Source organism: Halomonas borealis, from assembly GCF_004798905.1.
Taxonomy (GTDB): Bacteria; Pseudomonadota; Gammaproteobacteria; order Pseudomonadales; family Halomonadaceae; genus Halomonas; species Halomonas borealis.
Map to the genome: position 1 here is coordinate 148,805 of NZ_SDMO01000004.1, position 11,774 is coordinate 160,578.

General features: G+C 70.1%; 9 protein-coding genes. 1 reads left to right on the forward strand and 8 read right to left on the reverse strand.

Features of this window, described 5'->3' with window-relative positions; all coding sequences use genetic code 11:
* Positions 1 to 15 precede the first annotated feature (15 nt).
* Positions 16 to 2,598: a leucine--tRNA ligase gene (leuS, locus tag ETC07_RS06200; RefSeq protein ID WP_136247632.1), complete on the reverse strand. Its 2,583-nt coding sequence runs from the start codon at positions 2,596 to 2,598 to the stop codon at positions 16 to 18.
* Positions 2,599 to 2,836: 238 nt separating this feature from the next.
* Here leuS and ETC07_RS06205 point away from each other — a divergent pair, with 238 nt between their 5' ends.
* A complete protein-coding gene (locus ETC07_RS06205) occupies positions 2,837 to 3,358 on the forward strand; it encodes a zinc ribbon-containing protein (RefSeq protein ID WP_136247633.1) in 522 nt (173 codons plus the stop codon).
* 64 nt (positions 3,359 to 3,422) lie between these two features.
* Here the strand turns inward: ETC07_RS06205 and ETC07_RS06210 are convergent, their stop codons facing one another.
* The 7 genes from ETC07_RS06210 to ETC07_RS06240 form a co-directional block, all read right to left on the reverse strand.
* The gene (locus tag ETC07_RS06210; RefSeq protein ID WP_136247634.1) at positions 3,423 to 4,760 is read right to left on the reverse strand and encodes a hypothetical protein; all 1,338 of its coding nucleotides are present in this window, start codon (positions 4,758 to 4,760) and stop codon (positions 3,423 to 3,425) included.
* An 84-nt stretch (positions 4,761 to 4,844) separates the two neighbouring features.
* Positions 4,845 to 5,858 carry a GlxA family transcriptional regulator gene (locus ETC07_RS06215; protein WP_136247635.1) on the reverse strand — a complete coding sequence of 338 codons (1,014 nt, stop codon included), beginning with the start codon at positions 5,856 to 5,858 and terminating at the stop codon, positions 4,845 to 4,847.
* A gap of 9 nt (positions 5,859 to 5,867) precedes the next feature.
* The gene (locus ETC07_RS06220) at positions 5,868 to 6,602 is read right to left on the reverse strand and encodes a class II aldolase/adducin family protein (RefSeq protein ID WP_136247636.1); all 735 of its coding nucleotides are present in this window, start codon (positions 6,600 to 6,602) and stop codon (positions 5,868 to 5,870) included.
* A 14-nt stretch (positions 6,603 to 6,616) separates the two neighbouring features.
* Positions 6,617 to 8,101, reverse strand: coding sequence for an aldehyde dehydrogenase (locus ETC07_RS06225; protein ID WP_136247637.1), 1,485 nt, complete (start codon positions 8,099 to 8,101; stop codon positions 6,617 to 6,619).
* A 32-nt stretch (positions 8,102 to 8,133) separates the two neighbouring features.
* Entirely contained in the window at positions 8,134 to 9,090 is a 957-nt protein-coding gene (locus ETC07_RS06230; RefSeq protein ID WP_136247638.1) for a PDR/VanB family oxidoreductase, read from the reverse strand.
* 10 nt (positions 9,091 to 9,100) lie between these two features.
* Complete coding sequence (locus ETC07_RS06235; protein ID WP_136247639.1) at positions 9,101 to 10,765, reverse strand: choline dehydrogenase; 1,665 nt, start codon at positions 10,763 to 10,765, stop codon at positions 9,101 to 9,103.
* Between the two features lie 57 nt (positions 10,766 to 10,822).
* Positions 10,823 to 11,755, reverse strand: a complete 933-nt coding sequence (locus ETC07_RS06240; RefSeq protein WP_136247640.1) for an ABC transporter substrate-binding protein — start codon at positions 11,753 to 11,755, stop codon at positions 10,823 to 10,825.
* Positions 11,756 to 11,774: the final 19 nt, after the last annotated feature.

Here is an 11,774-nt window from a genome sequence, read left to right on the forward strand (position 1 = left end):
TGGCCGCCGGTCGGCTCAGCCGACCACGATGTTGACCAGTTTGCCGGGGACCACGATGACCTTGCGCACCGTCTTGCCTTCGAGGTGGCGCTGGACGTTCTCGGCGGCCATGGCCTGTGCCTCGATGGCCGCCTTGTCGGCGTCGGTGGGGACGTCGAGGCGGGCGCGCAGTTTGCCGTTGACCTGCACCACCAGCTCGAGGGTGTCGCGGGCCAGTGCGGCTTGATCGGCGACCGGCCAGGCGGCATCGATGGCCGGTTCGTCATGGCCCAGCTGAGCCCACAGGGCGTGGCAGGCATGCGGTACGATCGGGGCTAGCAGCAACACGCAGGCTTCGACGGCCTCGCGGGCCACGGCGAGGCCCAGCGGCGTGGTGTCGTCGAAGCGCCCGAGGGCGTTGGTGAGTTCCATCACCGCGGCGATGGCGGTGTTGAAGGTGGTGCGCCGGCCGATGTCATCGCTGGCCTTATGGATGGTCTCATGCGTCTTGCGGCGCAGCTCGCGCTGGGGCTCGGAGAGGGCCTCGACATCGAGCTCGCCGGGGGTGCCGGCGGCGAGATGCTCGGCCACCAGCCGCCACAGCCGCTTGAGGAAGCGATGCGCGCCCTCGACCCCGGAGTCGGACCACTCGAGGGACTGCTCGGGGGGCGCGGCGAACATCATGAACAGGCGCACGGTGTCGGCGCCGAAGCGATCGATCATCGCCTGGGGATCGACACCATTGTTCTTCGACTTGGACATCTTCTCGATGCCGCCCATTTCTACCGGCTGACCGTCGTCCTCGAGCACGGCGCTGAGCGGCCGGCCCTTGTCATCGCGCTGGACGCTGACATCGGCGGGGTTGAACCAGGCCTTGCCGCCGTTGTCTTCGGGGCGGTAGAAGGTCTCGGCGATCACCATGCCTTGGGTCAACAGGCGTTTGAACGGCTCGTCGGACTCGATCAGGCCGAAATCGCGCATCAGCTTGTGGAAGAAGCGCGCATACAGCAGGTGCAGGATGGCGTGCTCGATGCCGCCGATGTACAGGTCGACCGGCAGCCAATGGTTGGCGCGTTCGTCGAGCATGGCCTCCGGATTGTCGGCGCAGGCGAAGCGCGCGTAGTACCAGGAAGATTCCATGAAGGTGTCGAAGGTGTCGGTCTCGCGCACCCAGCCATCGCCCAGATCAGAGAACTCGGGCATCTTCTTGAGCGGCGAGCCGGAGGCATCGACGGTGACCTCCATGGGCAGTTCCACCGGCAGCTCGTCGTCGCTGAGCGGCACGGTCTGGCCTTCGGGGCCGTACTTGACCGGAATCGGCGCGCCCCAGTAACGCTGACGAGCCACGCCCCAGTCACGCAGGCGGAAGTTGGTCTTGACCTCGCCGTGGCCCTGCTCGACCAGTCGTGCGGCGATGGCATCGAAGGCGGCCTGGAAGTCGAGGCCGTCGAACTCGCCGGAGTTGATCAGCGTGCCGTGCTCGTCATGGGCCCCTGCGCTCAGGTTCGGGGCCTGGCCATCGTCGCCGGCGATCACCGGCTCGATGGGCAGGCCGTACTGGGTGGCGAACTCCCAGTCACGCTGGTCGTGGGCGGGCACCGCCATCACCGCGCCGGTACCGAACTCCATGAGCACGAAGTTGGCGACATAGACCGGTACGCGCCGCCCGGTGAGCGGATGCACGGCTTGGTAGCCGGTGGCCATGCCCTTCTTTTGCTTGGTGGCGAGCTCTGCCTCGGAGGTGCCGCCATGGGCACACTCCTCGAGGAAGGCGCCCATCTCGGGGTTGCCCTCGGCGGCGGTTCGGGCCAGGGGGTGGCCGGCGGCCACGGCGACGTAGGTCACGCCCAGCAGGGTGTCGGGGCGGGTGGTATAGACGCGCAGTGGTTCCAGGGCGTTGTCGCTGTGGTCGGCGATGTCGAAGGCCAGCTCGACGCCCCGTGACTTGCCGATCCAGTTGCGCTGCATGGTCTTGACCTGCTCGGGCCAGTCGACCTGGTCGAGATCCGACAGCAGCTCCTCGGCGTAGTCGGTGATCTTCAAGAACCACAGCGGGATGTCCTTGCGCTCCACCGGCGCGCCGGAGCGCCAGCCGCAGCCGTCGATCACCTGCTCGTTGGCCAGCACCGTCTGGTCGACCGGGTCCCAGTTGACCGTGGACATCTTCTTGTAGACCAGGCCCTGCTCGACGAGCTTGGTGAAGAACCACTGCTCCCAGCGGTAATAGTCGCTGTCACAGGTGGCGAACTCGCGATCCCAGTCGTAGGCGAAGCCCAGCGCCTTGAGCTGGCGACGCATGTAGTCGATGTTCTGGTAGGTCCACTCGCCCGGCGGTACCCGGTTCTTGATGGCGGCGTTCTCCGCGGGCATGCCGAAGGCGTCCCAGCCCATCGGCTGCAGCACGTTCTTGCCCTGCATGCGCTGGAAGCGGGAGACCACGTCGCCGATGGTGTAGTTGCGCACATGCCCCATGTGTAGCTTGCCGCTGGGGTAGGGGAACATCGACAGGCAGTAGAATTTTTCGCGACTGGCGTCTTCCACGGCCTTGAAACAGGCGTTCTTCTCCCAGTATTGCTGGGCGTCGCGTTCGATTTCTTGGGGCTGGTATTGTGCGTCCATCGCTGTCTTCGGGTACCTTGCTAGTCGAGAGCAACGCGCGTGGCGCTGCGCATGTCCGCGGGCCTTGTCTAGCGTCAGGGGTGTCCTCATACACGGAGGAAAGCCCTTGATTCGCCGACGGCGTATCGTCTAAATGGAAGAACCTCAGGGGCGCAAGGATACCCCAGCACGACGGGCGCCGGCTACGGTGCCGGCGTCGTGGCGCCGAGACTGACAGGATGCGGACGGGAGAACACCGATGAGCGACCAACAGCACCAGCCACATCAGGACCATCGCCTCAAGGACGCCTACGAACGCGTGCTGGAGCGGCTCAAGGAGGGCGCCGGCGAGCTGAACCGGGAGTCGCTGCAGCAGGAGCTCGACGAGGCGGTCGAGTTCGAGGCCGATGTCGAGGACTTCACCCGTGATGAGCTCTCGTTGTTGCGCGCCTGGGTCGATCGCGACCTCAAGGAGATGCGGCGTTACTTCAACGCGGGCGGGCATAGCGTGGCCCACTGGCTGGGCATCGACCTGTCGGTGCTGTCGCGCCGGGTGGTGGAGTCGCTGCTCTCGATCGCCGATCGCAGCCAGGTCGAGCGTTCACGCCTGGAAGACGACCTGGAGGCCTCGCGGGCCGACTACACCGCCGGCGAGCTGGCCGTGCCCGGGCGCATGGCCTGCACGCACTGCGATGCCATCGTCGAGCTGCCCGGGGTGGTCCGCCTCGAGCCCTGCCACCAGTGTGGCCACCGCTACTTCGTGCGTGCCCCGCTGGATTGATTCCGCGCCCCCCTGAGCCTCAGGGGGCGTCTCCCTACGCGCATGGCCTGACGTCGTGGACGGCCTAGGCCGCGGCCAGCCAGGCGATCATCGCCACCACCAGGGCGGCCATGATCAGGGCGTAGCGCAGGTTCTCGCGCATCATCAGTGTGCCGCTGACGCCGTAGCGGCCCTGCAACGACAGGTTGATGCCCGACAACGGCCCGACGCTGGTGCCCACCGCCCAGGCGGCCAGCGCGGTGAAGGCGAACAGCGTCTGTTCCGATGCTGCCAGGTCGAGTACCGAGGCCAGCACCGAGACGCCGATGATCGGGTGAAGCCCGGCCACGGCACTGGCCACGATGGCCAGGAAGCTGGCGATCGCCGCGCCGCTGCCGAAGGCCTCGAACAGCGTCCAGCCTCCTGGGGTGGCGGCCTCGGCCAGGGTCGAGAGCCCCTCCGTCAGCAGCCCCGCACACAGGAACAGCGAGATCTCGCCACGCATGGCCGGCAGCCGGGTGAGGGTATGCTGGCGCAGGCGGCCGGCGGTCCCGTGCAGGCCGCGGGGCAGGTGGGTCAAAAGCGCCACGCCAGGCATCAGGAAGGTGATGATGGCGACGATCGACAGCTCCGGTGTCAACCCGAAGTGAAAGACCATCACCAGCGTGCCCATGAGCACCGGCAGCAGCAGGCTTCGCGGTGACATCGAGAAGCCTGCGGTGTCAGCGAGGTCGAAGCGGCGCGGCAGCTCGACCAGCGTCACCAGCCCGGCACACAGCGCCAACGGCAGGCCGTGGGCCAGCACGGTGGCGTAGTCCATCGCCGGCGCCAGGGTGATGACGATGCCCATGGAGGCGAAGAAGGGTGACCACAGCGCGGCGCTGGAAAGCCCCCGGTTGAGGGCCAGCAACTGGGGCGTGGTCAGCGGCGCGCGACGCGCCAGGCGGTCGCCGACCATGAACACCGTCGACAGGTTGAGGATGGTGCCGAGCAGATGCACGCCGAGCCAGGTGCCGACCAGGCCGCGCCGGCCGGTGACCGGGGCGCCGGGGCTGCGAGAACCGCCACGCCGGTTGCCGATCAGGCCGATGAAGCTGACCCCCACCAGCATCGCCACCACCTGAGTGTTGCCGTCCAGCAGGCTCGACCATTCCAGGCTGGCGCCGTAGCCCAGCGCCGCGATCAGCAGCAGGACGATGCCGAGGCCGGCCAGCAGTTCCGCCTGGCGTCGGTTGCGGCGGGGCAAGTCGGGCCACAGCAGGGCGGCGCCCAGCCACAGCGCGGGGCCAGTGAGCGCCTCGGCGGCGGGGTATCCGCCCAGGCCGATGATTCGCGAGAGCAGGCCAGCAAGGATCGCCAGCCCGGCAAGGGCATGACGGGAGCCGATCCGGGGCGTGGTCGCATCGGCGAGAGGGGCGGGCATGGCATGGGTTCCTGGCTGGCGGCGGATGGAGGGCGATGGAAACATAGCATCCTAAGCAAGATGCTCGGCCGCCTCAAGCTGCGCTCAATCCCGGCGTGGCAGGTGGCGAAGCGGTAATACCGGCGCATCACGGGACTGCAGGCGGTCCTGACTGGGTGCGCAGTCGAAGAAGCGGCGATAGGCGCGGGAAAAGTGTTCCAGGGAGCCGAAGCCGGCGCTGGTCGCCACCTGGGCAACGCCGAGATCGGTCTGCTGGAGCAGCCGATGGGCGCGGTTGATGCGCAGCCAAAGATAGTATCGCTTGGGCGTGACGCCGAGCTCGGCCTTGAAGCGCCGTTCGAGCTGGCGCACAGAGAGTCCGACCTGCTCGGCCAGCTCGGCGCTGCTCAGCGGCGCTTCGATGGCCCGGCGCATCAGCCGGACCACGCGACGCATCTGGGCCGACGTTTGGGAACGGTGCTCCGGTGCGGCGGCCAGTTGGATGGCGTCGCCCGGGCGCTGGCGGCGTTCCAGCAGATGGTTGCGCAGTTCCTCCATCAGCGGCGCCTCGACCCGGGTGGCCAGCCAGGCCAGCATCATGTCGAGCACCGCCGTGCCACCGGCGCAGGTCAGGCGATCTCCGTCCAGGGTGTAGAGTTCGCCCTCGGCGTCTACCCGGGGATAGAGCTCGCGGAAGCCCTCCAGGTTGTCCCAGTGCACCGCCGCCCGTCGTCCGTCGAGCAGGCCCGCCGTAGCCAGCACCTCGCTGCCCATCTCGATGCCGCCGAGGGTGGCGCCGGCGGCGGCGCAGTGGCGCAGCCACATGGCCAGAGGTCGATCGCCGGTGAGCACCTTGGTCTCGAAGCTCGCCAGTACCAGCACCCCGTCCAGCTCGGTGGGCGCCGGCCAGTCCGCTTCCACGTTCAACGGCACGCCGTTGGAGGCCGAAATCGTTGGCTCACCGCCCAGCAGCCGCCATTCGAAGAGCGGCTCCTGGGCCAGCCAGTTGACGATGAACAGCGGATCCAGCAATGCCCCCAGGCCGGCGAAGGAGAACTGCGGCTGCAGCAGGATGCCGAGCCGATACGGCGGCGAGGCGGCAGCGGGAGTGTCGGGCATGGCGTGGTCTCAGCTCCGGTAGTCGTCGCCTTCCTTGTCGAGGAGGCGCATCAGCGCCGCAAAGTGGGCCTGGGGAGCGCCCGACTGGGCATGAACGTCCCATTGGGCTGCGGTCTTGCGGGCCACCTCCGGCGTCACGGGAGCCAGCGGCAGGCCGCTGGCCCGGGCCACCAGGTAGGAGCGGCAGGCGCGCTCGAAATAATAGAGGTTATCGAAGGCCCCGGCGACATCGGCACCGGTGGCGATCACGCCGTGGTTGCCCAGCAGCAGGATCGGCGCCGCGCCGGCCAGCCGGCCCAGGCGCTCGGCCTCGTCGTCCAGGCCCATGCCGTCGAAGCCGCGGTCGACCACCATGCGCTCGAAGAAGCGCATGGCGTTCTGCTCCACCGGCGGCAGCTCGGGCTCGGCCAGGCACGCCAGGGCGGTGGCGTAGAGCGAGTGGGTGTGCAGGATGCAGCCCACCGCGTGGCCTTGTCGATGCATGGCGCCGTGGATGGCCCAGGCGGTGGGGTCGAGGCCCGCGGGGCGCGTGTCGCCCCGGGCCTCGACCTCCAGCAGGTCGCTGGCGCGCAGCTCGGCGAAGTGGCGGCCCGCGGGGTTGATCAGGAAGCGCTCGCCGGCCTCGTCGGTGGCCAGGCTGCAGTGGTTGGCGGTGGCCTCGTGCAGGTCCAGCCGGGCCAGCCAGCGCAGGGCGCCGGCCAGCTGTTCCCGGGGCGTGCCCGGGACCTCGGGGATATCGCTCATGGTGAGCTCCTCGCTCAGTAGTGGATCCAGCGGGTCTTCAGCGCCATGTACTTGCGCATGCCGGCCAGCTCGTAGTCGCGGCCGATGCCCGACTCCTTCATGCCGCCGAAGGGCGTCTGGGGGCTCACCGCGTCGACGCCGTTGACCGTCACCGTGCCCGCTTGCAGGGCATCGCACTGGCGGTGGGCGCGGCCCAGGTCGGCGGTCCACAGCGAGGCGGCCAGGCCGTAGCGGCTGTCGTTGGCCAGTGCCACGCCCTCGGCCTCGTCGGCGAAGCGACTCACCGACAGCACCGGGCCGAAGATCTCCTCGTGGAACAGCCGATGCTCGGGGGTGACACCGGTGAACACCGTGGGCGCCACGAAGAGCTCGCCGCCGGCGGCCCTCAGCGGCTCGCCGCCGTGGCGCAGGGTGGCTTCTCGCCGGCCGATGGCCAGATAGTCGCAAACCTTATCGAACTGGCTGCGGCTGACCAAGGGGCCGAGGCGGGTGGCCGGATCCAGGGGGTCGTCGGGGACCAGGTTCGTCAGGCGCGCGTCCAGGGCCTCGAGGAAGGCGTCGTGGATGCCGTCCTGGAGCAGCAGCCGCGAATGGGCCGAGCAGACCTGGCCGGCGTGGGTGAAGATCCCGGCCACCGCGGCATCCACCGCCGCCGCCAGATCGGGGCAGTCGTCGAAGATCAGCAGCGGGCTCTTGCCGCCGCACTCCAGCCACACCGGCTTCATGTTGGACTCGCCGGCATACACCAGGAAGCGCTTGCCGATCTCGGTGGAGCCGGTGAAGCCCAGGGCGTCCACGTCGTCGTGGCGGCCCAGGGCCTCGCCGGCCAGGTGCCCGTGGCCCGGCACCACGTTGAGCACGCCGGTCGGCAGGCCGGCCGCCTGGCACAGCTCGGCCAGGCGCAGTGCCGACAGCGACGACTCCTCGGCGGGCTTGAGCACCAGGCTGTTGCCCGCGGCCAGCGCCGGGGCCAGCTTGACCGCGGCGTTATGCAGGGGATAGTTCCAGGGCACCACGGCGCCCACCACGCCCAGCGGCTCGTGGGTGATGGTGGCCTGGACGCCGGCCGGGGAGGGCGCGACGCGGTCGTAGGCCTTGTCCTGCACCTCGCCGTACCAGTCGAAGAGCACCGCGGCTTCCTCGGCGTCGTCGAGGGCCTCGGCGATGCACTTGCCGGCCTCCAGGCTGTCGAGCAGGGCCAGCTCCTCGGCGTGGGCGCGGATCTCGGCGGCGATGGCCAGCATCACCCGGCGGCGCTCGCCGGGCTCGGCCCGGGCCCAGTCGCCGGCGACGAAGGCCGCCCGGGCGGTGGCCACGGCACGCTCCACGTCGGTGGCCTCGCAGGCGGCGATGGCGGCGACCGGGGCCCCGCTCATGGGGGCGATCGAGTCCAGGGTGGCGCCGCCCGCGGCGGGGCAGCGCCGGCCGGCGATCCAGGCGCGGCCGTCGGCCTTCAGGGTGGCGGCGCGGCGCTTCCAGTCGTCATGGGTCAGGGGCATGGAGCCTCCTTGTCGTCGTCTTGTGTGATCGTTCAGAGATCGAGCACCAGGCGCGCTCCCGCGGGGCGGGAGACGCAGGCGTAGAGGGTGTCGTTGGCGGCCTTCTCGGCGTCGTCCTGGAGGACGTCGCGATGCTCCACGGCGCCCTCGATCACGCCGCAGGCGCAGGTGCCGCAGGCGCCCTCGCCACACAGGGTGGGCGGGGCGACGCCGGCGCGGCTCAGGCCGTCGAGCAGCGATTCGTCGGCGGCCAGGGTGAGGGTCCGGCCGCTGCGCGCCAGCACGATCTCGCACCGGCCGTCCCGGGGCGTGGCATCGGGTGTCGTGCCGCGAAAGCGCTCCAGGCGCAGGCAGCCCGCCGGCCAGGCTTCGGCCTCGGCCTCGGCCTCCAGGGCGGCGAGCAGGCCCTCGGGGCCGCAGGCGTGGATCCGGGTGGCGGCGTCGACCTCGCCGGCCAGCGCGGCGAGGTCGACGCGACCGCTGCGGGCCGAGACGTGCAGGTGCAGGGCACCCTCGGGCAGCAGGGCGGCGAGCGTGTCGGCGAAGGCGGCGTCCTCCTCCCGGCGCACCAGGTAGTGCACCTCCGGGATGGTATCGAGTTGGCACAGCCGGCGGGCCATGGCCACCAGCGGGGTGATGCCGATGCCGCCGCCGATCAGCACCTGGCGGTGGCCACCCTCGTCGAGCGGGAAGCGATCCCGGGGTGTCGAGGCGGCGAGCGCCAGGCCCTCCGGGGCCTGGTCGGCCAGGAAGGCCGAGCCACCCCGGGAGTCGGGTTCGCGCAGCACGCCCAGGCGGTAACGGCCGTCGGCCCCGTCGTCGAGGAGTGAGTAGTGGCGCGTGAGCCCGCCCGGCAGTTCGAGCTCCAGGTGCGCGCCGGGCGGGGCCGGCGGCAGCGGCGTGCCGCCTTCGGCCTCGAGGGTCAGCTCGACGACGGCCGGAGCCAGCCGGCGGCGGCGGGTCAGGATCAGCGACAGGCGATCGGACATGGGAACCTCCTCAGCGTTGCCGGTGCTGCCAGTCGGGGTGGATCCACACCGGCGCCTCGCTGGGCGCCGGGGCGGGGCGGCCGAGGATCAGGTCGCTGGCCTTCTCGGCGATCATCACCGTCGGGGCATTGGTGTTGCCGCTGACGATGGTCGGCATCACGGAGGCGTCCACCACGCGCAGCCCCGCCAGGCCATGGAGGCGCAGCTCGGGGTCGACCACCGCCTCGGGATCGGTCACCGGACCCATCTTGCAGGTGCCGGCGGCGTGATAGCCGGTCTCGGTGGTGGCCCGGGCCCAGGCGTCCAGGGCCTCGTCGCTGTGGTAATCCGGCCCCGGGGTGATCTCCTCGCCGCGCAGGCCGTCGAAGGCCGGCTGCTCGATCAGCTCGCGGACCAGGCGCACCGCGGCGCGCATGTCGGCCCGGTCGCGCTCGGTGGCCAGGTAGTGGAAGACGATCTCCGGCGGCTTCGTCGGGTCGGGGGCCGCCAGGCGTACCCGGCCCAGGCTGGTGGGACGCATCAGGTCGATATGCACCTGGAAGGAGTGATCCTTGAGGGCCTCGACGCTGCCGGGCTCGACGGCCAGCGACATGAAGGTCAGCTGCAGGTCGGGGTGTTCGACTCCGGCCCGGGAGCGGAGGAAGGCCCCGGCATCGAACAGGTTGGTGCCGGCCAGCCCCCCACGATCGGCGAACCAGCGCATGCCCAGCCACCACTTGCGCGGTGCCCGCGTCCAGGGCGCGTGGGAGACCGGCCGGGGGCAGCGGTAGGCGACCACCGTATCCGGGTGATCGCTGAGCCGCCGGCCGACCCCTTCCAGGCGGTGGGTGGCGTCGATGCCCCAGCGCTCGAGCTCGTCCGCGGGGCCGATGCCGGAGAGCATCAGCAGCTGGGGGCTGTTGATGGCGCCGCCGGCGAGCAGCACTTCCCGGCAGGCACGAGCCTCGACGTGGTTCGTGCCGCGTCGATAGACCACGCCACGGGCACGACCGCCCTCGACCAGCACCTTCTCGGCCAGGGCACCGGTCATCACCGTCAGGTTGTCGCGGTGACGGGCCCGGGCCAGGTAGCCGCGGGCGGTGCTCCAGCGCCGCCCCTTCCAGGTGGTGCGGTCGACGCGGCCGAAACCTTCCTGGCGGTAGCCGTTCACGTCAGCGCTGGCGCCATAGCCGGCCTGCTCGCCGGCTTCGAGGAAGGCGCGGGAAAGCGGGTCGGTCGGCTGGCCCGGGCTGACGCGTAGCGGGCCGTCGCCGCCGTGGTAGTCGTCGCCGCCCTGGGCGTGGCCCTCGGCTCGCTTGAAGTAGGGCAGCACCTGGGCGTAGTCCCAGCCCTTGCAGCCGGCCTCGGCCCAGGCATCGTAGTCCCGGGCATGGCCGCGGATATAGACCATGCCGTTGATCGAGGACGATCCGCCCAGAGTCCTGCCTCGGGGCGTGGCGATGTGGCGGCCGTCCAGGTGGGGTTCGGGGCCCGACCAGTAGTGCCAGTTGAAGCGCGGGCCGTCGATGGCCGCGCCCATGGCCGCCGGCATGTGAATGGTCCAGGAGTGATCCTTGGGGCCGGCCTCGAGCAGCAGCACCCGGTAGCGGCCGTCGGCGCTCAGACGGTCGGCGAGCACGCAGCCTGCCGAGCCGGCGCCGACAATGATGTAGTCGTAGTCAGCGGGAGAATTCATCGTGACTCCAGAAGGGAGGCGGACGCGTCGAGCGCCCGACACCGCTGGGATTGAGACTCAGTGATCGGCCAGCTGAGCGTTCGTATAGGCCTTCAGGGCGGGCGTGCTGCCATCGGCGGTGGTGATCCCCTCCAGCCACTCGCCGACTCGGTCAGGGTTGGCGTCGAGCCACTCGCCGGCGACCTCGGCCAGGGGGCGCTCCTCGCGGCCGAAGGCCTGTACCCAGGCGTTCTGTACCTCGATGGGCACGACCAGTTGCTCGAGAAGGGCGGCGACGTTGGGCTCACGTTCGAGGAAGTCGGCATTGGCGATGGTGGAAACGGTGCTGTCAGCCCCCCATAGGCCTTCCGGGTCCTTCAGGTAGTGCACGTCGTAGACGACGTTCATCCAGTGTGGCTCCCAGGCGAGGAAGGCCGTCCAGCGTGCGTCGTCGTTATTGGCCTCGAGCTGCGAGAGCATGCCGGTGACGCTGGAGCCGACCACCCGCCAGTCGCCCAGTCCGTAGGCGTCGTTCTCGATGGCTCCCTGCATGATCTCGTTGCCGACGTTGCCGGGTTCGATGCCGTAGAAACTGTGATTGAAGCGTTCGGCGTGATCGGCCAGGTCGGCCATGGAGTGCACGCCGGCCTCCCAGGCTTGACCGGGCACGGCGAGCTTGAAACGCGCGCCCTGGATGTTTTGTGCTACCTCGACCAGTGCGCCGCTCTCCAGGCGTGGATCGAGCATGGCCCCCTGGGAGGGGCGCCACAGGGCCATGTCGACGTCGATGTCGCCGCCGACCAGAGCTTCCAGGATGATGGCGGTGCTGGCTTCCTTCACGCTGGTCGCGTAGCCCAGGCGCTCCAGCAGTTGACTGGCGACCTCGGTCTTGACGGTGGCGCCGGGCCAGGGCGGGGTGGCGAAGCGCACCTCGTCGGCCTGGGCGATGCCGGTGGCGCCCAGGGTGGCGGCCAGCAGGCCGGCGCGCAGGACATGGGAGTGCTGGGTCATGGAGAAACTCCTCAAAGTG